This window comes from Parapedobacter sp. SGR-10, assembly GCF_011030405.1.
Taxonomy (GTDB): domain Bacteria; phylum Bacteroidota; class Bacteroidia; order Sphingobacteriales; family Sphingobacteriaceae; genus Sphingobacterium.
This window is the reverse complement of sequence record NZ_JAAJTJ010000002.1, coordinates 65,323-92,311: the sequence shown is the minus strand read 5'-3', so window position 1 is coordinate 92,311 and position 26,989 is coordinate 65,323. Positions and strand designations below refer to the sequence as shown.

The 26,989-nt window shown below is 42.8% G+C and carries 24 protein-coding genes and 1 tRNA gene; 5 read left to right on the top strand and 20 right to left on the bottom strand.

What is annotated here, in order from left to right:
- Positions 1–68 precede the first annotated feature (68 nt).
- The 9 genes from G5B00_RS02520 to G5B00_RS02480 all read right to left on the bottom strand — a co-directional run bounded on the left by G5B00_RS02520 (position 69) and on the right by G5B00_RS02480 (position 5,725).
- Positions 69–599 (bottom strand): YceI family protein, encoded by a 531-nt coding sequence (locus tag G5B00_RS02520; protein WP_163871680.1) that lies wholly within the window; start codon positions 597–599, stop codon positions 69–71.
- Positions 600–648: 49 nt separating this feature from the next.
- Entirely contained in the window at positions 649–1,527 is an 879-nt protein-coding gene (locus G5B00_RS02515) for a pirin family protein (protein ID WP_163871679.1), read from the bottom strand.
- A 135-nt stretch (positions 1,528–1,662) separates the two neighbouring features.
- Positions 1,663–2,241 carry a Crp/Fnr family transcriptional regulator gene (locus G5B00_RS02510; protein ID WP_163871678.1) on the bottom strand — a complete coding sequence of 193 codons (579 nt, stop codon included), beginning with the start codon at positions 2,239–2,241 and terminating at the stop codon, positions 1,663–1,665.
- A 208-nt stretch (positions 2,242–2,449) separates the two neighbouring features.
- Positions 2,450–2,794: a hypothetical protein gene (locus G5B00_RS02505; protein WP_163871677.1), complete on the bottom strand. Its 345-nt coding sequence runs from the start codon at positions 2,792–2,794 to the stop codon at positions 2,450–2,452.
- 59 nt (positions 2,795–2,853) lie between these two features.
- A complete protein-coding gene (locus G5B00_RS02500) occupies positions 2,854–3,201 on the bottom strand; it encodes a hypothetical protein (RefSeq protein ID WP_163871676.1) in 348 nt (115 codons plus the stop codon).
- Positions 3,176–3,745 carry an NADPH-dependent FMN reductase gene (locus G5B00_RS02495; RefSeq protein ID WP_163871675.1) on the bottom strand — a complete coding sequence of 190 codons (570 nt, stop codon included), beginning with the start codon at positions 3,743–3,745 and terminating at the stop codon, positions 3,176–3,178. The genes G5B00_RS02500 and G5B00_RS02495 overlap by 26 nt, the downstream gene beginning before the upstream one ends.
- 46 nt (positions 3,746–3,791) lie before the next feature.
- On the bottom strand, positions 3,792–4,415 hold the full coding sequence (locus G5B00_RS02490; protein WP_163871674.1) for an alpha/beta hydrolase: 624 nt from the start codon (positions 4,413–4,415) through the stop codon (positions 3,792–3,794).
- Between the two features lie 54 nt (positions 4,416–4,469).
- Positions 4,470–4,766, bottom strand: a complete 297-nt coding sequence (locus G5B00_RS02485) for a GNAT family N-acetyltransferase (RefSeq protein WP_163871673.1) — start codon at positions 4,764–4,766, stop codon at positions 4,470–4,472.
- Positions 4,767–4,792: 26 nt separating this feature from the next.
- Positions 4,793–5,725, bottom strand: coding sequence for a ring-cleaving dioxygenase (locus tag G5B00_RS02480; protein WP_163871672.1), 933 nt, complete (start codon positions 5,723–5,725; stop codon positions 4,793–4,795).
- Between the two features lie 193 nt (positions 5,726–5,918).
- On the opposite strand from G5B00_RS02480, the gene G5B00_RS02475 reads away from it, so the two are divergent.
- The 4 genes from G5B00_RS02475 to arsB all read left to right on the top strand — a co-directional run bounded on the left by G5B00_RS02475 (position 5,919) and on the right by arsB (position 8,510).
- Positions 5,919–6,251, top strand: coding sequence for an ArsR/SmtB family transcription factor (locus G5B00_RS02475; protein ID WP_163871671.1), 333 nt, complete (start codon positions 5,919–5,921; stop codon positions 6,249–6,251).
- Between the two features lie 122 nt (positions 6,252–6,373).
- Entirely contained in the window at positions 6,374–6,838 is a 465-nt protein-coding gene (locus G5B00_RS02470; RefSeq protein ID WP_163871670.1) for a DUF6428 family protein, read from the top strand.
- 19 nt (positions 6,839–6,857) lie between these two features.
- Positions 6,858–7,472 carry a low molecular weight phosphatase family protein gene (locus G5B00_RS02465; RefSeq protein ID WP_163871669.1) on the top strand — a complete coding sequence of 205 codons (615 nt, stop codon included), beginning with the start codon at positions 6,858–6,860 and terminating at the stop codon, positions 7,470–7,472.
- A 3-nt stretch (positions 7,473–7,475) separates the two neighbouring features.
- Entirely contained in the window at positions 7,476–8,510 is a 1,035-nt protein-coding gene (arsB, locus tag G5B00_RS02460) for an ACR3 family arsenite efflux transporter (protein ID WP_163871668.1), read from the top strand.
- Between the two features lie 341 nt (positions 8,511–8,851).
- Here the strand turns inward: arsB and G5B00_RS02455 are convergent, their stop codons facing one another.
- The 10 genes from G5B00_RS02455 to mobA all read right to left on the bottom strand — a co-directional run bounded on the left by G5B00_RS02455 (position 8,852) and on the right by mobA (position 24,384).
- On the bottom strand, positions 8,852–11,812 hold the full coding sequence (locus G5B00_RS02455) for a DEAD/DEAH box helicase (protein ID WP_240894360.1): 2,961 nt from the start codon (positions 11,810–11,812) through the stop codon (positions 8,852–8,854).
- A 255-nt stretch (positions 11,813–12,067) separates the two neighbouring features.
- Positions 12,068–13,387 carry an ATP-binding protein gene (locus tag G5B00_RS02450; RefSeq protein WP_163871667.1) on the bottom strand — a complete coding sequence of 440 codons (1,320 nt, stop codon included), beginning with the start codon at positions 13,385–13,387 and terminating at the stop codon, positions 12,068–12,070.
- Between the two features lie 12 nt (positions 13,388–13,399).
- Positions 13,400–16,621 (bottom strand): type I restriction endonuclease subunit R, encoded by a 3,222-nt coding sequence (locus G5B00_RS02445; protein ID WP_163871666.1) that lies wholly within the window; start codon positions 16,619–16,621, stop codon positions 13,400–13,402.
- Positions 16,621–18,453: an ATP-binding protein gene (locus G5B00_RS02440; RefSeq protein WP_163871665.1), complete on the bottom strand. Its 1,833-nt coding sequence runs from the start codon at positions 18,451–18,453 to the stop codon at positions 16,621–16,623. The genes G5B00_RS02445 and G5B00_RS02440 overlap by 1 nt, the downstream gene beginning before the upstream one ends.
- Before the next feature lie 122 nt (positions 18,454–18,575).
- Positions 18,576–19,766 carry a restriction endonuclease subunit S gene (locus tag G5B00_RS02435; protein WP_163871664.1) on the bottom strand — a complete coding sequence of 397 codons (1,191 nt, stop codon included), beginning with the start codon at positions 19,764–19,766 and terminating at the stop codon, positions 18,576–18,578.
- Entirely contained in the window at positions 19,763–20,155 is a 393-nt protein-coding gene (locus tag G5B00_RS02430; RefSeq protein ID WP_163871978.1) for an ASCH domain-containing protein, read from the bottom strand. The genes G5B00_RS02435 and G5B00_RS02430 overlap by 4 nt, the downstream gene beginning before the upstream one ends.
- A complete protein-coding gene (locus G5B00_RS02425) occupies positions 20,133–21,665 on the bottom strand; it encodes a PIN domain-containing protein (RefSeq protein WP_163871663.1) in 1,533 nt (510 codons plus the stop codon). The genes G5B00_RS02430 and G5B00_RS02425 overlap by 23 nt, the downstream gene beginning before the upstream one ends.
- A gap of 13 nt (positions 21,666–21,678) precedes the next feature.
- Positions 21,679–23,217: a type I restriction-modification system subunit M gene (locus G5B00_RS02420; RefSeq protein WP_163871662.1), complete on the bottom strand. Its 1,539-nt coding sequence runs from the start codon at positions 23,215–23,217 to the stop codon at positions 21,679–21,681.
- A 13-nt stretch (positions 23,218–23,230) separates the two neighbouring features.
- Positions 23,231–23,848, bottom strand: coding sequence for a DUF6088 family protein (locus tag G5B00_RS02415; protein WP_205966269.1), 618 nt, complete (start codon positions 23,846–23,848; stop codon positions 23,231–23,233).
- Positions 23,849–23,907: 59 nt separating this feature from the next.
- Complete coding sequence (mobA, locus tag G5B00_RS02410; protein ID WP_163871661.1) at positions 23,908–24,384, bottom strand: conjugal transfer protein MobA; 477 nt, start codon at positions 24,382–24,384, stop codon at positions 23,908–23,910.
- Between the two features lie 945 nt (positions 24,385–25,329).
- Here mobA and G5B00_RS02405 point away from each other — a divergent pair.
- Positions 25,330–26,895 carry a recombinase family protein gene (locus tag G5B00_RS02405; RefSeq protein WP_163871976.1) on the top strand — a complete coding sequence of 522 codons (1,566 nt, stop codon included), beginning with the start codon at positions 25,330–25,332 and terminating at the stop codon, positions 26,893–26,895.
- Here G5B00_RS02405 and G5B00_RS02400 read toward each other — a convergent pair.
- Positions 26,858–26,929 (bottom strand) — tRNA-Glu (locus G5B00_RS02400). The two genes, G5B00_RS02405 and G5B00_RS02400, sit on opposite strands and share 38 nt — an antisense overlap.
- Positions 26,930–26,989 lie beyond the last annotated feature (60 nt).

Here is a 26,989-nt window from a genome sequence, read left to right as displayed (position 1 = left end):
ATGAAACCGAGATGTAGATCCTCTTCCCACACAGGGTAGGGATTATTTACATCTCGATCTCAAAATTATTATTGTTTAATCAATTGTACTTCTGCCGCTAATTTGATGTCTTCCCCGACTAGTACACCGCCTGTTTCAAGCGCTGCGTTCCACGTCAGTCCAAATTCCTTACGGTTGATCTTTCCGTTTAGGGATACACCTGCTTTTGTGTTTCCCCAGGGATCTTTCATCAACCCGCTGTATTCCGCGTCTAGCGTGACGTTCTGCGTCACGTCTTTTATCGTCAAATCGCCCGATACCTTAAATTGGCCCTCGTTAATTTTTTTGATCTCTGTCGATTTGAACGAAATTTTAGGGAATTGCTCTACATCGAAGAAATCAGCGCTTCTTAGGTGGTTGTCCCTGTCTGCATTGTTGGTGTCAACAGAATTGACTTCGGCCGAAAAAGACACCACAGAAGTGTCGAATTGATCATCTTCGTTTTCAATAGTAGCTTCAAAAGCGTTGAATTTTCCGGATACGTTGGTAAACATCATGTGTTTTACTTTAAATCCAATTTCTGAGTGGGTTGGGTCGATTGCCCAGATTGATTTTGCCATGATTTTAAAAATTTATTTTTTTATTTTGATTTATTTACGATCGTTTTAATTATGCCAACGTCATCGGTACGTCCATCAACAGGATCTCCGTATCCGGTGATGTCACCGTGATTTCCAGGTCCGTGATATCCCATACTCCCAAACCATCCCGGCTTCCTATTTCTTGCCCTTCAATAGAAGCGCTCCCTTTGATCACGAAAGCATAAACGCCGTTGCCCTCTTTTTTGACCTGATAGGTCGATACAATATCTACATCGAATCTCCCTAGATGAAACCAGGCATCTTGATGTATCCATACACCTTCGTCATCTGGATTAGGGGAAAGTATCTGCTGAAACTTATTATGCCGTTGCGTCACATCAAGCGTCAGCTGATCGTACCGGGGAGTCACATTACGCTTATTGGGGTACACCCAGATCTGCAGAAACTTGACCCAACGGTCGTCATTTTTATTGAATTCGCTGTGCATGATACCTGTTCCGGCGCTCATTACTTGAATATCACCATTTCGGATAATGGTGGTATTTCCCATACTATCCTTGTGCTCCAGGTCTCCTTCCAAAGGGATGCTGATGATCTCCATATTGTCGTGAGGATGCGTACCAAAGCCTCTCCCGGCCTCCACTCTATCATCATTAAGGACACGCAGTACACCGAAATGCATCCGCTCCGGATTGTGGTAGTTTGCAAAGCTGAAGGTATGGTGGCTCAGCAACCATCCGTGGTCTGCATGTCCTCTGGTTTCTGCTTTATGCAGCACAGAGTTGTCCTTGATTTTGGATTCCGTATTGGGTATATGGCAGAACCCGATAAGCTCTAACGGTTCAAGTTCGTCAATTTCATTTTTCAGGATATTTCCCAAACTCGCGGTGGTGGCAAACATCCCCGTTCCGACCAATCCTTTTTTTAAGAAATCTTTTCTTTCCATTGTTGTTCTCATTTGACACCTCAAAATTAGGAAGAAGAAAAGCCCCGTTCATTGAACTAGTTTAAGAAAGGAAAAAAAGAAGAAAAAATAAAAAGTCGAGGAATTCTGTCCGCTTCTCTTTCTATGTAGAATTGCTTACTTGCCCGCAAGCCGCTTTCGGATCGTACTCACAAATTCCGGAGACACCCCCAAATAAGAGGCAATATAATACTGCGCCACGCGCTGGGGTATGGAGGGATATAGTTGGATAAATTCCAGGTATCTCTCCGGCGCTTTTTGAGAAATCGTATTAATCAGCCTATTTTGAAGAGCGGTGAGGTTACGTTGTATAAGTATTCGAAATACCCGCTCAAACTTAGGGATCTGCTGCAGGAGCTTCTCTTTTGTCGTGGGTGTCAATACATATAACTCGGTATCCTCCAATGTCTCGATATATAACCGCGAAGGCTTCTGCTCATGAAAAGACGCTATATCGCTTACCCACCAATCTTCAACGGCAAACGATACAGTCACTTCAAGCCCATTTTCATTGACATAGTAAATGCGTATACATCCTTTCTGCACATATCCCTCAAACTGACAGATCTCACCCTCCTCCAGGAGTTTGGTCTTTGCCGGGACAGTTTTCACCTTCAAAAGATTGGTAAACACCTGTTTCTCGTCATTGGTCAGGTTGATGCATTTTGTTACATTGTGTATGATATTGGCGTACATAGCGCATATAATTTAGATAGTACAATTATAAGACAACGGATCAAACTTCCAAAAAATTTTCCTGATGATTCTTTAAACACGATTTGATCCAATGCATGTCTCCCACTCACCAGAGAACATCACTGGTGAGTATGGTTTTGTCCGGCTGAGAAAGGCCTTATCTTGTACCAGTTCGGGAAATGGGTCATAGGGTGCTAATTTTCAGTAGTTAGGTTCGTATAGTTTGTTCTGACAGGTCGGTCTGTGGGCACAACTCCGGGAAAAGCTGGTAGACTTCATTTTTTAACAACCCACTTCCTCCACCGAAATGCTGGACAACCTTGATATTGTCATCAATAGAAAGCGCATAGGCCTTGATACCGATCTCCGTCAGTTCGGATAGACCCGAACTCAGCAGGATAACATCTATTTTATGCCGGTCCAGAAAGGATTGCAACTCGTTCTCATCTTCCATCAGATAGGCATACCATCCTGTATTGTTTTCAATAATCCTTTTTAGGGTAGCCAGTATTTCCTGGTTCTTCCCGATCACTAAAAAATGAAGTATTTTCATTGAAATAGTTATTTATAAGTATTCAATACTACCACTACAACCATGTTAATGACACAGTTTTAGATATGGATAAATAACGATATCCGCTCCCGCTGTTCCAGATTTTTCGTTTTATGTCCTTTTCCTGTCGTGTCCTCCACCAACAGGATCTCACCTGTTTGAAAGACACGTGTTTCCCCGAGCGAGTTTTCGATCTGCACACCTCCGTCAAGTAACACGATAAATTGCCTTTGCGGTGCACAGTGAAAATCATAATCATAGTCGGCCGATACTTTCCTAAACTGGAGGGCCTTAACCGCGAAATGATCAGAGAGCTGTCCGATTTCGCCACTGTCTGTCAAGGAGATTTCCATCTCTTCAAAAACAGAATCTCCATTTTCGTTACTGTAGATGCGAGTTACTTTCATAGCTCAACGACGTGTTATATTTTAATTTGACCGAGGACAATATATGTTGGAAGCTTGCTTTTAATTCGGTGTGCAAGATGCCTGATTCTTCCGAAAAATTATCATGAAAATTCGGGAGCGAAAAAGTACCCACGATTTCAGCACCATGGATAGGGAATCTTTGTTTTGCCGCTTCAAGAACGGATATGCCTCCTCTGGCACCTGGAGCAGTAGCAAGCAGCAATATCTTTTTGCCTTCAAACATTTTCAATTTCACGCGAGAAGCCCAGTCAAAAAGATTTTTAAACGCTGTAGCATAACTACCATTGTGTTCGGACAGCGATATAATGAGTAGATCAGCTTCTTCCAGTTTGGATAAAAAATCGGTAACTTCTCCCGGATGGCCGAATTCCGCTTCCACATCTGTCGTAAAGAGCGGCAACCAATAATCGGTCAGATCAAGTACCTCGGCTTCGATGTTATTGAATTGAGAGGCCGCGTAAGCCGCAAACTTTTTATTGATGGAGTTCTTGCTGTATGATGCTCCAAAAGCTATTATTTTCATTTGATTTTGTTATAAAGTTATAAAAGTGAAGAAGGTTATGATGTAGTTATTTGTTAAAAACCAATTTATTGGCAAGTTCTATTTCCTGTGTGTTGATAGAATGGCCAAAGCCTTCATACACCTCCAATGTCACATCCGCATTCATTTCTTTCAAGATGTTTTCTGTGGCATATACGCGTTCGATAGGCACATGAAAATCCGGATTGCTTGTCCCGATGAAAACAGGGGTTTGTCCAAAATCGCCCTTGTAGTTGTTTCGGTTGATTGTTTCGCCTATTACCCCTCCGATAATGGCTACTGCTCCACCGAATCGCTGTGCATGCCTTGTGATAAATTCCAAGGTAAGACAGGCCCCCTGCGAAAAACCGAAGAAATAGAGATTCTCTGGTTTGATACCTGCACCGAGGGCGGTCTGTACTGTCTGACCTACAATGTCGATAGCAGAACTTAGCCACGGTTCGTTATGTGTGACAGGGGCAATAAAGGAATGCGGATACCAGGTATGGTTGCTGGCCTGCGGAGCCAAAAGGGCATAGTCACTGACCTTCAGATGCTGTGAAAGGCTCAGTATATCCTCGGCACTGCCTCCACGTCCGTGTATCATAACAAGTACTTTTTCGGTGTTCTCTAAAGCGATTCCTGCTGTTTTTATGTTTAGGGTATGGATCATTTTCTAATTATGAGTTATGAGTAACATTAATCAAAATCCTTAGTGGGATAGGAGCTAATCTTTTTTGAGCCACACGTCCTTATATTCTTCCGGATGACGCTGGAACTGCGCATGAACATAAGGACATAGCGGAACGATTTTCAGTGCGTTCTCCCGCGCGTAGGACACCAGCTTCTCCAACAGGATTTTCGCAAATCCACGGCCTTCGTACTGTTCGCTTACCTCGGTATGGTAGACCGTCAATCGTTCACCATGCACGGATATATCCATTTTACCTGCTTGTTTTCCATCAGAGATCAATTGCACCTCTCCGCGGTTCTTCTCATTGATGATGACATTTGTTGTTTCCATATCAATCCTGTTTAGTTTCGATAAATTTACGATAATCCCGGTAATACTTTTTCGATTTCCGAACGCATTCTTTCGTATTGTTTGGGAAGTTTCAAGTTGCTGCCCAATTCTTCCAAGGATTCATCCCTAGTAAAGCCGGGATTGTCTGTAGCGATTTCAAAAAGAACGCCTCCCGGTTCGCGGAAATATAACGAATAGAAATAGTCCCTATCTATTTTTGGCGTAATCTGAAGTCCTGCAGAAAGTACCTTTTCACGGTATTCCATCAGGATATTGTCGTCTTTTACGCGAAAAGCAATATGATGATTGGTCCCTGCCGCATTATGGCCCCTCGGTGCATTTTTGTCTTCGACGATATCCAACAGATTGGCCGTGTCGATCGCATTGGTCGCGAAACGGTAGCGGTTGCCCTCTTGTTGCTGCAATTCATAGCCCAATATATCGGTCAATATTTTGGCCGTACGGTCAGCCTGTAGTAAAGTCAACGTGACGTTATGGAACCCCTTCAAAGCATTGTCTTCTTGAACTTCTTGCGTAGCCCAGCCTTTGCGGGAGTCTACGAGCGAAGGTTCGATCAACTGTAACTGAAGACCATCTGGGTCTTTAAAAGAAAGCAGTCTCTCGCCGAAAATTTCTCCTCGTTCTACCTGTACACCGTTATCTTTTAGACGTTGTTCCCAAAAGCCCAATGTTCCTTGTGGCACAGCATAACCGATGTGGGTAGCCATTCCTGCTCCCGGTCTTCCGGGCCCCATACCTTCCCACGGGAAGAATGTCAATATTGTACCGGGAGTTCCACGTTCATCGCCGAAATAAAAGTGATATGTGCCGGGATCGTCAAAATTTACGGTTTTCTTCACCAAGCGTACACCCAGTACTTTGGTGTAGAAATCCAGATTCCTTTTTGCATTATCTGCAATGGCAGTAATATGATGCAGTCCTAATATTCTATTTCCCATGATTTAATTATTTATTGGAACAAAGTTACGCGCGGTATTTTCTGATTACGTTTAACTAGTTTAAGAAAGTGGAGTCGGGCAGGTCTTATCCGAAGCAGGCTTTTCTATTTCACAGTTTTACTAATTTTTTAGGTGATAACATTTTGATATTCAATATTATTATCGTAATATTGCGATTATAAAATGTTGCAATATGGGACTTACAAAGTCAGAAATATTTACAGATGAACAGAACAAATTGGCTTCTTTGTTTAAAGTTTTGGGACATCCTGCAAGGGTTGCCATTCTTCAATATATCATCAATCAGAAAGCCTGTATCTGTAACGATCTGGTCGATGAATTGGGATTGGCACAGGCTACCATTTCACAGCACTTAAAGGAGCTAAAGAATATAGGTATCATTCAAGGAACAATCGAGGGTAAATCCGTGTGCTATTGCATTGATGAAAAACTATGGAAACAAATCCAAGAGGAATTTAATACGTTCTTCAATCAAGAGGTAAAAGTAGCCAGTTGCTGTTCATAAATTTTTTTGACCTTTATCATCGTAATATTGCAATATATGGTTTAATATAAATTTTCAAATTTTACTTTTATGAAACTATCAAAAACCGCTTGCGGTTCGTGAAAACCTTAAAAAAAACAAATATGACACTTGAACAAATCAAAGAAATCCTACCGACATTGGACAATGTTGAATTTCAATTAGAGAACGGAACATCTGTTCCCGAACATTTCCATGTTACGGAAGTAGGACAGATCATCAAACATTTTATTGATTGCGGTGGTGTAGTCCGTACAGAGAAAGCGGTAAACTTCCAATTGTGGGATGCTAACGACTATGAACACAGATTAAAGCCGACCAAGCTATTGAACATTATCAAGCTGTCCGAAGAAAAATTGGGTATTGAAGATACCGAGATAGAGGTGGAATACCAAAATGAAACGATTGGCAAGTTTGACTTGGGTTTTGACGGTAAGCATTTCATCCTAAAGAACAAACAGACGGCTTGTTTGGCAAGCGATGCTTGCGGTATTCCTGCGGAGAAACAGAAAGTAAAATTATCGGAACTGCACAGCACGTGCTGTGCACCTGATTCGGGATGTTGCTAAACACTAAAGACCAACCGTAATGTATAAGAATTTAACTGAAACCATAAAGGGGATTATTGACGTCCAGACCGTAAGCGAGGAACGCAAAACGATACTGCAACCGCTGATAGACTTTGTACAGCAAAAAGCGGACAGCGCAGAGGATATAAACCTCAATTTTATCTGTACCCATAATTCACGTAGAAGCCATTTAGCACAGGTATGGGCGCAAGTGGCAAGTGCATACTTCAATATTCCGAATGTGCATTGCTATTCGGGCGGTACGGAAGACACAGCACTGTTCCCGAAAGTAGCGGAAACATTGACCAATCAAGGATTTACCATTTTCAAGATTGCGGAAACCGATAATCCTGTATATGCCATAAAATACGAGGATAATGCCTTGCCAATCATCGGGTTTTCCAAAAAATACGATAGTCCTTTCAATCCTGCATCGGCATTTGTCGCCATTATGACCTGTTCGCAGGCAGACGGCGGATGCCCTTTCATCGCCGGAGCGGAAAAGAGAATACCCATCACATATGAAGATCCTAAGATTTCGGACGGTTCACCCGAACAGGCACAGGTGTATACAGAAAGAAGTTTACAGATAGCAACAGAAATGTTCTATGTTTTTTCAATGATTAAGAGTTAGCCGATGCAACCCAAACTAAAATTTCTTGACCGTTACCTTACCTTATGGATATTTCTTGCCATGGCGACAGGCGTAGGCTTGGGATATTTCTTTCCGAACATTTCCAATGCTATGGATGCCTTATCCGTAGGTACGACCAATATTCCTTTGGCAATAGGGCTTATATTGATGATGTATCCTCCGTTGGCCAAGGTGGATTATTCATTGTTGCCCAAAGCTCTTAAAGATACCAAAGTAATCGGCATATCTTTATTGCTGAATTGGGTTGTCGGTACCGTACTGATGTTCGGTTTAGCCGTTCTGTTCCTACGGAACGAACCCGATTATATGACAGGCCTGATACTGATTGGTTTGGCAAGATGTATCGCAATGGTCATCGTATGGAGTGATCTGGCAAAAGGGAACAGGGAATACACGGCATTATTGGTCGCACTGAACAGTATCTTTCAGATAATAACGTACAGCTTCTTTGTTTGGCTGTTCATCAACGTATTGCCCAACAAATTAGGTTTAGCCAATTTCAACGTAAGCGTATCCATGAAAGATGTAACCGAAAGTGTGTTGGTATATTTGGGTATTCCTTTCTTCGCAGGTTTTTTAAGCCGTTATACGCTTGTAAAGTCAAAAGGTATAGAATGGTATAATAGAAAATTCATACCCAAGATATCGCCCATTACACTGTATGCTTTACTGTTTACTATCGTGTTAATGTTCAGTCTGAAGGGCGATAAAATATTGGAACTGCCCATGGATGTCGTAAAAGTAGCTGTACCGTTAATCATCTATTTTGTACTGATGTTTTTCGTGAGTTTCTTTATCAATAAATCGTTGGGTGTCTCTTACGACAAAAATGCATCCATCGCATTCACTGCCACAGGGAACAATTTTGAGTTGGCAATAGCCGTATCTATCGCCGTATTTGGTATACACTCACCACAGGCATTTGTGGGCGTTATCGGCCCACTTGTCGAAGTACCAATATTGATACTTTTGGTGAGAGCAAGCTTGTGGTTGAAAAATAAATATTATGGACAATGACACGCTATCACGATACTGCACAAATTATGTCACCAAGCATTCGGACAACCTGTCTCAACACCACAAACCATCCAAGCACCTTTGTTTAAAAACAACTCATTTTTTCAAGATTTGGTTTGTTCAAAGAAAAGGAGGAAGCTATGGGGGAAGTAAACTATCCAAAACAAGTCAAAAAAGCCCAAACCAAATTCGCCCTATTTCTCGCCCCATGGCATAAAAAAAGCACCAATCGGTGTGATTGATGCGTTTCTAGTAGCCGAAACCGAACAAATCTCGAAACATTTTTTGGAAGATTTGGAAAGGTTGGTGGAATTGGAGTCGGAAATAGCATAGAACTAAACTTATGTCAAGCGTTCTTCCAGCAATCCCTTCCAGAGAATAAACCCTTTGTTGTTATCGGAATAGTCGTGTACGATTCTTGAAAAATATTGCGGATCGGTTTCCAGGTAAGCTTGTCTTCCTTTCTCTCGGATGACGTTCAGCTCCTTGTCGATTTGTTTAATCGTATCCATCAGGGCAGCCTTACTTTTATCCGTATGCCAGATGTATGTTGCTTCTTCCGTATCCAGCGTCTCCAGAACGATATGATAATTCTGTTCGCCTGCAATTAAGAACACAAAAGAAAACGGCTGCAAAACAAAGCGCAGTTTCATGATATTTCGTTCGTGCTTTTCTGCTAAAAACTGAATATGTCGGGAATGTCTATATTGCTTGCCTTTTAGTAAATCATTCAAAATGGCCTCCGCATCGGTATAAATATTTTTGTTCTCCGGAAGCTCATTTGCGGTAAGCATATTTTGTTTCGATGGCGGAGTTTGTCCAATAAAACTTTTATGGAGAAACTGAAACTTTACACTCTCCACAATCTCCTTGTCGATGTTTTCAATGTCAGCAGAAGTTGCCAATTGCGATAGGATTACGCCATTCTCGATCTCCGCATAGATGTCAACCCTCACTGATTTTGATTTCAACACCTTGATGAAGTACGGTTTTAACACGTCAAATTCCGGACGGAATTCTTCATTTTCTATCTCAAAATCAAATCGCTGATCACTTCCTTTATCGACGTATTCAAAACCAACATTGCCGTATCTGAAATCCAGATCTGTTATTCCTACTTTTATTTGCGCTTCAATGACCACACTTTGTCTTTCCGAAGCCAATTCGGTAGGCTCATCAAATAAACTGGCCTGCTTGGCTATCTGACGATAATAGGTGTTTCGTTTCAGAAACAGTTTATTGAGGTAGTCAATTTTAATGTCGCGGTAATCGTAAATAGTCGGATTGATTTCTGAACGTTGCACACGACCAATGTATTGAATCAACTTCCCCTTAAAAGAAAAGGGGTACACTAAAAACAACGAACTGATATTGGATAAATCCGAACCTTCACCAAAATATTGTCCGGTAGTGATCAACACCTGAAAATTACCCTGCCGTAAAGTCTGCCATTTTAATTTCCTATTGCTTTCCGAATCGTCCCCGCTTAGCGTAACAACCTCATAGGATTGCTTTAAGAAAAGGTAAAGCGTGTCAATATGTTCTTTCCTTTCCGTGATAATGGCAATCCGTTTCCCTTTGGAAAGTTCTCCTTTGATGTCGTTCAGAATAAGTTTGTTCCGCTGAGAATCGTGAATCAGAATCTTTGAAAGTGTTTCGAAATTGTCTGTCTTGGAATTGAAAGGGACGTCCAAATCCGTGTTCTTGACAAAAACCTGCGCATGCTTGAAGTTTTCAATTTCGGCGGAATCAACGGTTGAAATGATTTCTCCAAGAAATGCAAAAATCAATTTCTCGTCATTATACTTTCGGAAGGGAGTAGCCGTCAATCCGTACAGGTAAAATGTTTCTAACTTGCCTATCGTATTTCGGAAGGTTTCGGCAGGAATATGATGGCATTCATCTACCAGGATAGCCCCGAAATGCGTTTGGATTTGCTCCATCTGCTTCGGCAAGCTTTGAATGGTCGCAACGGTAATTTGCTTACCGATTTTAGCCTTTCCTTTTCCAATGATGCCTATTTCCTGCTTTGGAATTCCAAGAAATGCCTGAACCCGTTCCTGCCATTGTTCCAATAGTTGTTTACGGTGAACGACGATCAAAGCGGGCTGCTTTTTATCGGCAATAATTTTTAAGCCCATGATCGTTTTACCCGAACCGGGCGGGGCAACGATCACCCCGAAATCCTTTTTTGAAACCGCTTCAACGACTTTTTCCTGATGATTTCTCAAGCTTGCCTGGAATGAAAATGCAATTTCTCCCTTCAGTTTCCGGTCATCCCGAAAATCAAATTCGATATTCTGTTCATTACAAAACCGGAGCAGTTTTCTGATAAAGCCCCTTGGGATGATAATGTCCTTTTCATTTTCTTCAATGAGCTTAAAATAGCGTTCCGTTCCAAACGTGTTTTTGCCGGACTTCTTCTTGATAAAGAATTCAGCATTGGCAAAATTCAGCTCTTCCTTCAAAAAGTTAATTAACGGCGTGGTGAGCATCTCCCGCTGAAGACGGATGTTCTGTTTGAGTGAAATGATGAGTTTCCCACTACACCCTCTCGTTGGATTATATACAGCGGATGAAATTTCCTGATACAAGCCTTCCAATATGTTAGTAGGTACCTTTTCGATCTCATTCAAAAATTGCCATTGGTCGGGATAAGGCTCGAATGTTTCGGGATGGATAAAACAACTGTTTCCTTTTTCCATCGCAGGTTTGAAAAATGGAAGTGCTATCAAATTACCCAAGCCTTTTCCGGAAAGGAAGTCCTGATTGGGGAATAACCGGTCGAAACTGGAGCTCTTGTCAAACATGGAAAAAGCGTTCGATTGCTCCAAAATGGAGATGAAAATCTTACGGCTTCGAACTGCCGGATAGGGTTTGTCGAAAAATATCCAAACATGTCCGCCATTCCCACTCCGGGAACGTTCCAGATAGGCGGGGATATTTTTCTCCTTGCAAGCATTTAAGAAGTTCACCGCTTCCTCTTGCCAGTTTTGCTTGTCAAAATCCGCAACCAAAAACCACGACGTATTATCCTGTAACAGGGGATAAATCCCAATTTGCTGCGCACCGTTTAAATGCTTTTGGATTTCATTGTCCGTAAGTGGTAAGTAGGTTTTATGTGGATAGTTGGCAAATGTCCCACCATTCATTTTGTGTACCCCGTAATGATAAGGGTCAAACTGATAAGCCGGCATATAGCCCGTTTTTCCGGATTTCTCCCAGCGAATAGCAAACACGTCTTCACGGCCTCGAAACAGGGAACGAAACAGATTTGTATTTGTTGAGGGAATATCTGGCATCTAATCTCTTAAATCGACCTTTAAATCATTATTTTCTATTTTACGAATACGTGACAACTTAAATGCTTGTGATCGCCAAGTTATCGGTAACAAATATAGGGCTCATTTCATGCTATATTGCCCGACTTTTGCCCCACTATCGCTCTTTTTGCCCCACTATTGCCCGACTGTCTTGTAGGATACTTGTATTTATTTTGACTCCATTGACGCAATTTTTGTTCTACCCTGACGCAATTGACGCAATTATGACGCAATTCAATTTAAGGTGTAAAAAGCTCCTGCTCCTTTCTGTCCGCTTGATTTGAACAGCTTTTTGTCTGTCAATTCTTTTATGTCTCGTGTTGCTGTTTCTCTTGAGACATCATTCAAGGATTGATAGTCACTATTGGTGATTTTTCCTTTTTCTTTTGCGAACAAAACAGCCTTTACTTGTCTGTTATTCAATCCAAGTGCTTCTAAGTACTCGGCGTCATAAATATCTTTCTTAAACACTACCCAAAAGTCCGATCCCTCCACAAGGTAAGTCGGTTCGGGAAGTCCTTCGGCAACACACAGTTCCGTCATTTTACTGATGCCGCGGCCCCATGATTCTACATAGCCGCTACGGAAAAATGCGTTGGCAATATCTGGATTATAAGGTCTGGACGAATGGCTTTTCAACAGGTTGCTTACCGTCCAGTTCTCCGGCAGATGTCCCTCGTTCCAAATCATAATTTTATCCTTGTAAACGCGGATTTGAATGGGTGTCAAACCTGAATAATCTTTATGAGCTATGGCATTGAGCAAGGCTTCGCGTACCGCTTCTTTCGGATATTCGTATGTTTCCACCCGGTGTATGCCTTCGTAACTGATCAGCGCTTTGATGTACTTGGTAAAAAGCAAGTCAACCGTTTTTTCCACCTGTTCAAACAAATTTCCGTGAACCTCGTCCTGAAAAATCAAATCGGCTTCATTCTCAAAATACCCGATTTTGATGTAAGCGCCTGTTACAAACTTTTCCGGATCGGGATGGAACAGCAAAATGGCCGCCCGTTTCAAATAGTCACCCTCAATCAGTTTCAGGTTTTCCAGTAGGTGCGTATTGTCTTCGGATAAGGCTTCTTCACTAAGACGTTTGCTCCGGATACCTCTTTTCTTAAAAAATTCCAGAGTTTCCGACTTCAAATCACCGACAGATACCTTGGGTACCGGAACACCATCCCAACGCTTGCCTTTTTTCTGTAATAAAAATTTATCCAAAGCAGCGCCCTTTAATTCCTGTTTGGTGCTTCCACTTCGGTAATGGTATTGCCCTTTGTAATTTACCGCATTGGGGTAGGGCTCCACTACGATTTCCAGATAATCACCGGCCTTGGTTTGGTGTAAATTCACTTCTGCCACAATCCCCAAGACATCTCTTACTTTGTTGGGGATTTCTTCCAGCAACTGTTTCGCATCAGCCACGCCGACCACTTTTCCGTTATCGTACTTACCGATGAAAATAGTACCTCCATTGGCATTTGCAAAACCGCAAATCCACTTCAGGTACTCGTCTCGCCAACTCTGCTTGTATTCTATGTTTTGAGATTCTGACATCCTGTTATTTTACTACCTTGTTATTTCGTTTGCTATCATCTCCGCTTGTTTCAACACGGTTTCAGTTGCCAGCATCTGCTTATCCGGCGGATAGCCATACTTCCTTAAAATCCGTTTTACCGCAACCTTCAACTTCGCTTTCACACTTTCCTTAATCGTCCAGTCGATCGACGCATTTTGCCGGATCGTTTCCGTCAGTACCACCGCCAGTTCGCGCAGCTTATCCTGCTGCATCAGTTCTTTTGCGCTGTCATTATTGGCCACTGCCGTATAAAAAGCATACTCAAAGTCCGTCAAGCCCATTTGCTTCGCCTCATTGTCCATTTCCACAATACCTTTACTCAGCTTGATGAGTTCCTCAATTACCTCGGCTGCCGTCAATATTTTATTATGGTATTTCCGAATCGAGTTTTCCAGCATTTCGGAGAACGACCGGCTTTTTACCAAGTTCTTTTTCGCCCTTGATTTGATTTCGTCATTCAACAGTTTTTTCAACACTTCCAGGGCCACGTTTTTGTGTTCCATTCCTTTCAGCTCCATCAAAAACTCGTCTGACAGGATGGAAATATCCGGCCGCTTTATTCCGGCGGCGTCAAAAACATCAATGACCTGTTCGGAAACCAAAGCTTTGTCGATCACCTGACGAATGGTTGTTTCGATCTCTTCATCCGTTTTTCCCGTTCCGGTGCTGTCAAACTTCGCCAACCGCGCTTTTACAGCCTGAAAGAACGAAACTTCATCTTTGGCATCCATAGCCTGCTCATGCGGAACGGCTATGGCGAAGGCTTTAGATAAGGCCGTTACTTCGTTGATGTACCGTTTCTTGCCGTCCTCCAAACCGAGGATATGCTCTTCGGCCGCAAGGATTAGTGACAATTTTTTGGACGTGTCGGCTTCAAAATAACTTTCGTAGGTGAAACCGTGGTACATATTTGAGACTACTTCCAATTTCTCCAGCATCAATTGGACTGCTTGCTCCTGTGCAATGGTCGGGTCGCCTTTGCCACCCGCATCCGAATAAAAGGCCAGTGCCTTTTTCAGGTCAGAAGCAATTCCCAAATAATCTACAATCAAACCGCCGGGTTTGTCTTTATACACCCGGTTTACCCGAGCGATAGCCTGCATCAGATTATGCCCTTTCATGGGCTTGTCGATGTAGAGCGTGTGCATACTGGGTGCATCAAAGCCCGTGAGCCACATATCCCGAACAATCACCAATTGCAATTCGTCATCCGGATTTTTCATCCGTTCGGCAAGCATCCGCCGTTGTTCTTTGGTGGTATGATGTTTGGCGATTTTGGGGCCGTCAGCAGAGGCCGAAGTCATAATCACTTTAATGACGCCCTTATTCAGATCGTCCGAATGCCATTCCGGTTTCAAGGCGATAATGGCATCGTACAAATCGGCTGCTATTCTCCGACTCATGGACACAATCATCCCTTTACCTTCAAATACGGCCTGCCGCTGGCTAAAGTGCGCAACAATATCTTTGGCAATTGTAGCCATCCGCTTTTCGCTTCCCACCAGCGCTTCGAGCTGTGTCCATTTCGCCTTGGCCTTTTGCGTATCGGTCAGCTCTTCCTGCTCCAATTCATCATCCAGCTCGTCCACCAGTTGCTTGCCTTCTTCACTAAGGTTCACCTTTGCCAGTCGGCTCTCGTAATAAATGCGAACGGTGGCACCATCTTCAACGGCCTGGGCAATATCATATATGTCCACATAGTTGCCAAATACGGCCGGCGTGTTAACGTCTGTACTCTCAATAGGTGTTCCGGTAAAGCCCAAATACGTGGCATTGGGCAAAGCATCGCGCATATATTTGGCAAAACCGTACACGATCTTCTTACCAACCACATTTCCCCTCCCATCCTTGGCATCGATGGTTTTGGCCTTAAAACCGTATTGGGTACGGTGTGCTTCGTCCGCGATCACCACAATATTCTTCCGCTGGGAAAGTGTTTCATACACATTGCCTTCTTCGGGTTGAAATTTCTGAATGGTCGTAAACACCACACCTCCTGAAGCCACTTTCAGTAAGTCTTTTAGCTGATTCCGGTCGTCCGCCTGTACCGGCTCCTGGCGCAGCAGTTGCTTGGATGCGGCAAACGTATCAAAGAGCTGATCGTCTAAATCGTTGCGATCGGTAATCACCAAAATGGTAGGGTTATCCAGTGCCAGCACGATTTTACCGGTATAGAAAACCATAGACAAAGACTTGCCACTTCCCTGCGTATGCCACACCACACCAGCTTTCCGGTCGCCAATGGGCTGATTTTTTACGCCAGGTAAACCATAGCTTACGGGGTCTTCCATAGCCACATTTAACGGAGCCTCTTTTTCAACGTTAAAACCCGTTGCCCGCAACGTGGATTCCACCGCCCGGTTTACGGCATAATATTGATGATAAGCGGCTAATTTTTTAACGGTTGAGATGGTCGTGATACCGGTTTCCGTATCCTCCCGCTTCGATTTTTCAAAAACCACAAAATGCCTGATGATGTCAATCAGGGTTTCCTTGTTCAGCATCCCTTGTATCAAGGTTTCCAGCTGGCTGACCAAATGCGAGGCCTCCGCTTTTCCATCGGCCGACTTCCATGCCATATAACGACTAAAACCGGCCGAAATAGAACCCGCTTTCGCCTCCAGTCCATCCGAGATTACCACAAAGCCGTTGTAGGTAAACAAACCCGGAATGATGGTTTTATACGTTTCTACCTGCTTGAAAGCGGAATGGATCGTGGTGTTTTCATCCGCCGCATTCTTCAATTCAATAACCACCAGCGGAATGCCATTCACAAACAGTAAAACATCCGGTCGTTTGTTATTCCCATTTTCAATGATGGTGAATTGGTTGGCGACGACAAACTCATTATTATAGGGGTCGTTAAAATCAACCAGCCAAACCCGGTCGCCGCGGTCGTCCCCATCTACCCGTTTGGAAACCGGAATACCTTCCGTCAACAAACGGTGAAAGGTCTCGTTGTTCGCTAAAAGTTCCGGCGAAGCGATACGCTGGATTTCTTTGATGGCTTCTGCCTGTGCATCAGCAGGAATACCGGGGTTGATGTGCTTCACCGCCTGTTGCAGCCTGTGCAATAACAGCACCTGCGCATAATTATCCCGTTCAGGCGTAGCACCGTCGGGAGCTATGTCCGGGGCATAGATGTATTCGTAACCCAGTTCCTCCAGGCGCTCAATCGCCAACTGTTCGATATGGTTTTCAGTTATTCTCATTAGACTTTTCTTTCAAGATTCACAATCATTGGAATGTTGGCTCGAATTGCTTTACCTGTAACCACTGCATGATATTTATTGAGGTTTGGTAATGCTTGGACAAGAGAACCTCCGATGTAATTTGATAAGAAAATGAAGCTCGTTTCGTCAAATGCCTGAAAGCAAACAATCGTATTGCATTGTGTTAGTACCGTTTTTGAAACATTAGCTGTACGTTGAGCTATTACCATAAGGCCAACACCATATTTTCTTCCTTGTAAAGCAATTTGCCCCATTTTATTCACTATAGCTTTGCTATCCCAATTATTTACACCGAGAAAATTGGACTCGGGAACGATGGTATGTGCTTCTTCAAGAACCAAGCAAATTTTTAATGGATCATCGGCATCATAAGCGGCTTTTGCTGAATCGAATATTGTGCTAAAAAGTCTTTCAGTAGCTGCTATTACTTCAACTGTGTTGCTCATAACAGGTAGTTCAATAAGACCTGTTGTGTGCTCATCTCCAGTCAAGAAATCGTTTATGTTATCTTTAGTAAGTGCTAAAGCTTCAATTTCCTTCCTCCATTCACCAGTAAAGTCAACACAGATAACTTTTGTATCATTACCTAATTCACGAATGATTTCTCTTGCCAAAAAAGATTTACCAGAGCCAGTAACTCCTAACAATGCCAAATGATGACTTACTGCATCATGTAAATTGATTACTGAGGGTAGTTGTGTGTTCGGGATTACGCCTAATTGATATTCTGGATATTTAAATGCTTGAACTTCAATGTTACTTGTATCTGCTTTGAATACTGGTGTGTTGATGTGAGGAACCCAGCCAAACTTCTGAAATGATAACTGCTCATTTTGCCATTCACCGAGTTGGAGTGCTTCTCCTTCAATGAAACCTGATTCGTTTTTGTTTTCCAGTTTCTCAAACTCGGTTGTTCCACCTACTACTTGGTAGAACAATCGTTTTCCTCCCGTTTTCAATTCGAGTAAGTCACCCTCTTGTAGATCATCTACCTTTTTAGAATACTCAAACTTGACACTTCCAATCGTTGAGCCCTCTATTATGACACCTACGAAATTTTCAATGTTCAATTCCTTTTCTAATGCCTCTCTTTCATCTTTTTCTGAGACTTTGTATACTATGTTCTTATCAAAAGTTTGGTTATTACCATTGTCGGTGCTGAGTTGCAAAACTTTGGCCCATTTTTCCTGATTTAGCAAATAAGTATCGAAAACGACTCCTCTAATGGCATACTCATTTGAATCTTGCATGGAGTATTTAAACTTCACTACATCAAATTTTTTGATGCTCTTTCTGTCTTCAAATAGCTTTACAAGGAAAATCTTCTTTGATTGGACACCGAATATCTCACCGATAGCGTCAGTATTAATTTTTTTCTTTCCGTACAGAAATCTGCTATGCATGCTCTTGGAGTTTATCAATAAAGTCCCTCCCCATAGACCTACCATCATAAGCATATAACTATCTCCAACCGGATCGATAATTTGTGCTTTGTATAGGAACAGAATTGAAATAAATACAAATGAATAGATAACCTTTCCCTGACCGAACATCACAACTAGATTTTTTAACCAATTCGAGAGTTTGTTAACCGGAGCTTCCGGACTAAACTGTTGATTGGACAAGGCAAGTGAAAGTATCGCCATAGCTAAGAGAAATAAAATTACTCCTATAGACACCCACCAGGCAGCTTCATGGTTAAATGAGCCCTTAACTGATAAATAAACTAAGACTAGCGGAATTGTATTTGTTATGACATTTTTTGGTGAAGAGTAGTAAGGTTCAATAAATAGTATAGAAAATAGCAGCATGAATAAGCCCGAGTAAAACCACAGGTTTTTTGTGCTGGTGTCTGGTAACGGATTATTCGTAAATAAGTAATGAATACCCACAAAAAATGAGCACGCAAGAATGAACAGTATGAACCTATTCGTTATATAGAATTGAAATTTGCCCATGCCTTATACTTTTTAGCTTCCTCAACTCTCACCTCCCCGCTCATCAACTTCGGCAACAGCGTATCCCGCAGGGCGGTAAGGGTGCGGATTTGGGTATAATTTGATTTGATTTTCTTCATCATCGGGTCAACTTCTGCATGAAACTTCTCAATGTTTTCATTCACAGAAATTTCCAAACTTTTGATAAGAACCTGACTAATATTTTGTTGAGCAGAGCCAACTGCTCTGCTTTTTAGTTCATCAACATTTGCTTTGATTGTATGATAAATAAATGTGTATGGAAATTCATCATTAGGAAGACAAGCACAAATGGCTTGATTGCATGTAGCTTCCTGACCAATAATTGCAAACTGACCTACCGTTGCCCCATACATTGCAATTAATACACTGTTCTCAGGCAATAACTTAGCACTGGACCTTTTCAATGCTTCTACTGTGATTCTTTCTTCTGTATCCAAAATGTAGCCCCCATTGAGCTCTTTGGATTTGACCCATTGATAATTACCACCTTCGTAGAAATCCATTCTTTTTCTTGACGGTGTACCACCTGATGTTGTTTTAATGCACTCGCCAAGTGGAATTAGTTCTGACTCTTCCTCCACAAACCACTGCCTAAACAGCGTCTCCGCCATTTTTTCGAGTGTGGCATTTTGGCGGTGCAGCAGGTCTATTTTGTCGTCTAAGCTGGAAAGGACGGAGGCGATGGCGCGTTGTTCGGGGAGAGGGGGAAGAAGGAACAAATGCTGTTTTACTACATCTGTCTGTACCCGTTGCCTTCCTGAACTACCCGTCATAGATAGAATAGCAACATCTCGGAAATCCGGAGATATCGAAAGATAATAAAGAAACTGTTTATCACTTTCTCCCGCTTTTTCTCTAAGAACAATAAATTCTGTTGAACCAAAAGCTATCTCATCTTCATCGAGAATATCTACAAAAGCCGTTTTCCCATTTTCAAGACTTGGCGTAATTCTGGCAACAATTGTATCACCATTTCGGAATTTCGTTCCTCCTGAATATTCCTCAATAGTATAAGAAACTATTTTCTTTGTAAATGGCTGCAATATTTCCATTGCAATCTTTTTTGCTAAAGTCCCCTTTGGCAGCCTCTCAGTCGGGTTTACTTCCGCAACCTTTTCTAACGATATTTCCTTCCACTCACTCATTGGCTCACCAGATTTTCATTCCGCAAATACAGAAAGGATTGCGGTGGGGTAAGGTTAAAATGTTCGCGCAGGCATAGCGCCTCTTTATATCTTCTGGTTTTTTTGATTTTAATGGCAAACCCCATTTCTCGATCAGCAAAGTACTTGTAAAAAAAACCTTCATCTATTCCCGCAAATCGTTTGGTCTTGTTCCAGAGATTTTCCGGACTATCACTGATGATTGTCTCAATGTCAAACTCTCCAATTACCCTTTGTGTAGGTGAAGAAGCATATACCACTACGGTTTTTATATCGCTATTCTTGAATACCGCTTTGCGGAACTCATATTTTTTGGAACCTTCAAAGATCCGCTCCGCAAATTCCGGCTTAATCGACAATAAGACTTTCATTTGTTCCCGTTTCATTCAATATCGTTTTAAATTGTTCGTGTGTTATTTGTTTCAATCCCCTTATTTCATTTTCTGCTCCACTTAATATTCCGAGCTCAAGAAGCCTCTTCCTGTTTATCCGGTTGCCCAAACCAAATGACCATACGTAGAGAAAATTGATAATAAAAGGTCGGAATCGGGGGTTCCAATTCCAGTATTTTTTAAGCTCCTCATTACTGAAAACGCTCCTTTTTCGGCACTTGGCGATGAAATCGTTTTCATCCCGAATGTCTTCAATCACTTCCTCACAAATGGCGATGGTAGTGATTACACTGCTGTAATAGGCGCTTTTGCCTTTTTCCGCAGTCCGGTAAAATACTATGATGTCACCCTTTCTGATGCCCCTTTCAATTGAGCGGCATATATAAACCTTGCTCAAGGCGTTCCGGTGGGGTTCATGTTCAATAAAATTCTGAGGTGATTCCGTCTTCAGATAGGAATCAGGCAAGAGCTCAGTGTGGTAATCCGGGTAAATGGGAATAAGAAAAACATTCTGCTCGGCACTGAGATATGGAAAAGTCAGTTTTGGATGGTCTGTATCGGCCTTAGGAGAAAAGTCGCGGACATAAACCTGTTCTCCATCTTCTCCCTTCGTACCGTATTTTTGAAATCCCCATTCTTCCAATAGCGCAATAAGTCGTTGCTGCTCGTCTCGTTTTTCAAATATGGTCACGTAAATTTCATCAACCTTTCGGGCAAGGGCGTTGTCAAAAATTATTTTCATAAACCGCTCCCCCAATCGAACACCATTGCTGATGACTTTGAAGGTGCCTACTTTCAGTCTCTTTTTGGGTTTAAAAACTGGTGCTATATCAGGGTATGCTTCATCTCTATCCTCTGTTTTGATGTACAAAAAAGAAAGTAGGAGATTGTTGTCATTATTGATGGTTACGTAGGCCTGTTCGTTTGCTTTCTTGTGAAACCACCTTTCAAAACCGGGGTAGTCTTCTTTAAGCGTACTGAAAAAGGGATCGTTAATGTCCAGCTCACCAAATAGCTTTTGCTGAACGCCCAATACCTGATATTTGACAAGCTCCGGAAATTCAGCAAAGACTTTTTCGAGGAAGGAATTAATGGTAAATACCTGATCTGAAATCCCTAATGCATCTGCTTTGGAATGGATTTTCTTGTCTTCCGAGATCAGCAAATCCACTCTCCCAACAAACACCTCATTCAATAGAACGGTATCGTTCCGATCATTTTCGTTTTGGTCAAATCGATCTGAAATGGTACTTACCTCATCTGTCATTTGAGCCGTTGTAAGCAACTGCTCGTAGCTGTCCATCTTGATTTTAAAGGTGTCGACAGTACCGGTGTTGGGATTTTTCTCGATTTCCTGAACAGTAACCGGATGAATACACTTTTGGTATTTGACCTTGTCAAGCCATTTAAACAGAATACCGATATCCTGGTTGGCAATCCTTCCGGCTTCCCTGTGAATAATGATATTTGTGTCTAAGAGGGCTTTCATAGAAAATTAATTTTTAATCATTGGTAATCTGAATTTTATCGAGATTAGCCATAATCCGTTCGTTCAATTCCGTTTCTTCCTTCAGCTGTGCTTCAAACTCGGCTTTCAGACTGGTAAAGCGTTCGGCAAAGTCAAAATCATCCTCTTCCTCGGCCAGCCCAACATAGCGGCCGGGGGTAAGTACATAGTCCAATTCGGCTACCCGTTCTTTGGTGGCAGAAGCGCAGAAGCCTTTTATATCTTCGTAATTGCCGTCCGGATTTCTCCAATTGTGGTAGGTTTCCGCTATCTGCGCTATATCTTCCTTGGAGAGTTCCCGGGTTCTACGATTAATCAAATGCCCTAAGTTGCGGGCATCGATGAACAGAATTTCTCCGCTACGGTTTCTGAATTTTCCATTGCTACGGTTTCGGCTCATAAACCAAAGGGAAGCCGGGATCTGGGTGTTCAAAAACAGTTTGGCCGGAAGGTTTACAATACAGTCGATCAAGTCAGCCTCAATCAATGCTTTTCTGATATCGCCCTCACCGCCACTTTTGGAAGTCAATGCACCTTTTGCCAAGACAAACCCTGCTTGTCCGCTGGGCGCCAAGTGATACAGGAAATGTTGGATCCAGGCATAATTGGCATTTCCGGTGGGTGGTGTGCCGTATTTCCAACGGCCATCGGTACGGAGCAGATCGCCGCTCCAATCGCTAACATTGAACGGTGGGTTGGCGATGATATAATCAGCTTTCAGGTCTTTGTGGGCGTCGTTGAGAAAAGACCCCTCGTTGTTCCATTTCACCTGCGAGCTGTCAATGCCCCTGATAGCCAAGTTCATTTTCGCCAATCGCCAGGTGGTTTGGTTACTTTCCTGTCCGTATATGGAAATATCGTTTACTTTCCCTTGATGGTCTTCCACAAATTTCTCCGATTGTACAAACATACCGCCCGAACCACAGCAGGGGTCAAACACACGCCCTTTGTAGGGCTCCAGCATTTCCACCAGTAATTCCACTACGCTTCTTGGTGTATAGAACTGTCCCCCCTTTTTACCTTCCGCAAGGGCAAATTCTCCGAGGAAGTATTCAAAGACATGCCCCAATACATCGGCACTTCTTGCTTTGGCATCTCCCAAAGCGATATTGCCAACCAAGTCTATCAGTTCGCCCAAGCTGGTTGGATCGAGATTTTGCCGGGCAAATACTTTAGGTAGCACACCCTTTAGGGAAGCATTTTCTTTTTCAATGGCATCCATGGCATCATCTACAAATTTCCCGATTTCGGGCTGTTTTGCCTTGGATTGCAAATAGTGCCAGCGGGCATCCTGCGGCACAAAGAATACATTCTCCGCTTTATATTCATCCTTGTCCTCCGGATCTGCACCTTGGTCTTCCTCCGCTTGGAGTCTGGCATAAAGCTCTTCAAAAGCATCGGAGATATATTTCAAAAAGATTAACCCCAGTACAATATGCTTGTATTCCGCAGCGTCAATATTCTTACGGAGTTTATCCGCTGCTTTCCAAAGCTGTTTCTCTAAGGGTTCTTCTGTTGTGTTCTGTTTCGCCATAAATTGCTATTCGTTATTGTTGTTGATCTGTCGACTGTTTTAAAACAGGCAGCATAATTTCCCTGATCCATGCAGGCGCGAGCTGAATATCATGCTTTAGCCGTTCAGGTTTTTCCTTTTTCAAGAGTTCCCGGATGTGCGTTATTTCCTTGTCAAGCACCTTATCTTTACCGATTGTTTTCAGTGCCTGAATCGCCAGCCCGCTTATTTTGCCAATGGTAGCGACATTTTTTGGCGTTGTTTTTTTGAATACCACACTGCGTTTGCCAATAGTAATCTTCCGGGCAGAGCCATCCGTCAGGTAAATCAAGTTCACCGGCACCTGCGTGGAAAGCCCCAGACTGTTAAGCGCGAAATCCCCCGTGGGAACAATCCTTGCCCTGTCACGCTCAGCTATGGCAAGGGCAACTTCTTCAAGCGTGGGTTTTAGTTTACCAAACGTATCGCTTAGCACCGGTCGATAGTAAATCCCCGCAGCAAGGCGCTCCAATTCACCCGCCTTCACCAAACGCTCCAGAGCCTTCCGTAACGCATCGGCATTACCATACAGCGAAAAACTCTCCGTGAAAAACAGCGTACCTCTTTTGGTTTTCTTAACCTTTTCAAGTATTCGTATTTCGATGCTTTCCAAAATGAAACGGCTTAATTACTGTCACAAATTTAATAAAAATATGTGACGTATCGAGCCGACTATATTTTTCTTACGCCTTCATTGTTTTTCTCCACTGAAATCACCCCTTCCGTAATATGCTTCCCCTCAAACTCCTGTATCTTCGCCGTCACCTCTCTGAACAATTCCGCCAATTCTGCCGTCCGTTTTTCCAATCGATAGAGATAGGCTGCCGCTTTCCTTTCCGGAAAATGGCGGTATAAAATCTTGACCACCTGGTTGTGATTGGTTCCGACCGATCTAAACAGGGAATAAAAGTTCGTCAATCTCATATAGAAATTCAACACACCCATATCGTAATAGACCACCTTTAAGTCGTTCTCAAAAATGGCTTTTCTTGCAAATTCGGCTTTATTTGACATGCCTGATTGGTCAAATAGTGTTAAAAATTTTGCGTTTTCCGCCTCCGTCAACCGGAAAGCGTATTTGTATTTTGTCTTATCCGCTTTCGGCTTTCTACCGTCTTTCTTCCTGTTTTTCTTCCGTTCTCTTTCCATAAAAATGCGATTTAAAGATTTCAACCATTCGACTTCGGAGAAATGGTTTAGCCCCCTGCGCAAGGGCAAGTAGTTTTGAGGCACTATTTTCATTTCGAGTGCCTCAAAACACAACTTGCCGTGTTCCGGTGAACACAAAAATCCACTCTTCGAGATGGATTAGTGTTAGCAAAGAAAATGTCCATTTCCAGTATCAAATTTCGGAAAGAAAAGCGGGCGAGCGGTAAGCCACAGCATGCCAAATACTGCCGCTAAGTGCCAATAATATCTACATCAACAGGCAGGAATCAAGTAGCAATAAAACCGGTAAAATGCCAGCAGTCCTGAATGCCGGTCGGCAAGCGTGCAAGACCGCCAGCCTGACGGTTTGCAGTCCGGAAAGGGAGTGCTCTCGGAAACCTGCTTGCAGATTAGACCACTACTTTGACGGATTATCCCCCCCTTAAAATTGTTTCCAAAACAAAAAAACAGAAAAAAAAGAAAGCCATTTGGGCAAGGCGGACAAGCGGAAAAACCAAAAGGAAACGGAATAAGTCCCGAAGGGTGGCGAAGCCATTATGCCGTAAGCTTTTGGTTGGACAGTGCGAGGGGTGTCCGCCTTAGCTTTGCTGCCTTTTTATTCTTTTTTGAGATACAATTCCGCCCATGAAAGCCAAATGCTACCCCTAACTGCAACATTCACAGCTCAACCTGTTTACCCGATTAAATTAGTCGGAAACACCGTTTGGCGATGCAGGAGGAGAAAGGCATAACGAAAATACCAATCGAGGAAGCAATGGAGCTTCTTCGCAGGGAGGGTATTGATGTGGATAGGGAAGAAGCCGAACGGATTATGGACTTTCTCTACAACCTCACCATGATCGTCATCCGGGAATGCTTCGATGTGGAGTGATTTTCGTAAATTAGCCAATCCCCAACGCATTTTTGGAATTAAAACGATTAGCGATGAAACGAGCGGATTTATACATACGTGTTTCCACCGATGAACAGGCGGACAAAGGATATTCACAGCGTGACCAAGAAGAACGTCTGAAACGTTTTTGTTCCACCAATAAGATTACAGTCGGTCAAATCATCTATGAAGACCATTCCGCCAAGACCTTTAACCGTCCGGAATGGATAAAGCTGCTGAACAACCTCAAAAAGAAAAGTTCAAAGACCACGCTCATCCTCTTTACCAAATGGGACAGGTTCAGCCGCAATGCGGGTGACGCTTATCAAATGATCAGCACCCTCAACAAACTTGGCGTAGAACCACAAGCCGTTGAACAACCCTTAGACCTCGCCATTCCCGAAAACAAGATGATGTTGGCCATCTACTTGGCTGCACCGGAAGTAGAAAACGATCGCAGGGCGCTGAATACGTTTTACGGAATGCGGAGAGCAAGGAAAGAGGGACGTTTGATGGGCAAGGCTCCGTTTGGTTATATCAACCGAAGTAAAGAAGACGGAAGGAAATATGTTGCCCTGAAAGAACCCCAAGCATCTGCAATGCGATGGGCATTTAATGAAATCGCCAAAGGCGTATTCGCTGCTGATCAAGTACGGCAGAAGATGAATGCACAGAGCCCAACCAAATTAAGCCGGAGTGCATTTCACGTAGCTATACGCAATCCGCTGTATTACGGAAAAATATTCATTGCTAAATTTCAGGATGAAGAAGCGCATTTGGTACAGGGTCAACACGAACCGTTAATCAGCGAAGAACTTTTCCATAAAGTACAATTGATACTGGACGGCAATAAAAGGGTAGAACGCCCGAACACGAAAATTCTGTCCGATAAGAACCTGCCGTTACGGGGTTTTCTGACCTGTCCGAAATGTGGTCGTAATCTCACAGGCAGTGCATCCAAAGGGAGAACGAACCGCTATTACTATTACCATTGCATTGCCTCCTGTGGCTTCAGAGAGCAAGCCGGAAATGCCAACGCTATTTTTGAAAACGGACTGCTCCAGTTCGAGCTAAACGATGGTATAAAGAACATCCTTAAAAAGCTGCTGTTGGACAACTACAAAAAGTTTGTACAAAGTCCGATGAACGAGAAAAAGAGGATTTCGGAAGAAATTGATCGCCTGAACGCACGGTTATCCGTTGCCCGGAACAAACTGCTTTCGGAAACCATTGATGACGAGGAATACCTCGACATTAAAAGAGAGTGCAAAGAGAAAATCGAACGGCTGGAAGAACAGTTGAGCAAGGACGGTTTGAATACCAAGAAAACCAATATCGACAAGACTTTGGACAAAGCATTACAGCATATTCAAAACATCCCGAAACTGTATAGAGAAGGCGGAATTCAAACAAAGAGAGCGATAATTGGTTCGATATTCCCAGAAAAATTAGAGTTTGATGGAAAAACTTATCGAACCGCCCGAATGAACGTAATCGCAAATCATATCTTTCAGCTAAACAACGGATTAGCCCTAAAAAAGAACAGGACAAACGAAAATATATTTCATTTGTCCTGTTTAGTAGCCCGTAGGGGAATCGAACCCCTGTTTCAAGAATGAAAATCTTGCGTCCTAACCCCTAGACGAACGGGCCTTATTTCCAAAGGTCTGCAAATATAGAACTTCTTTTGAAAAGGACAAAATATTTTTCGCT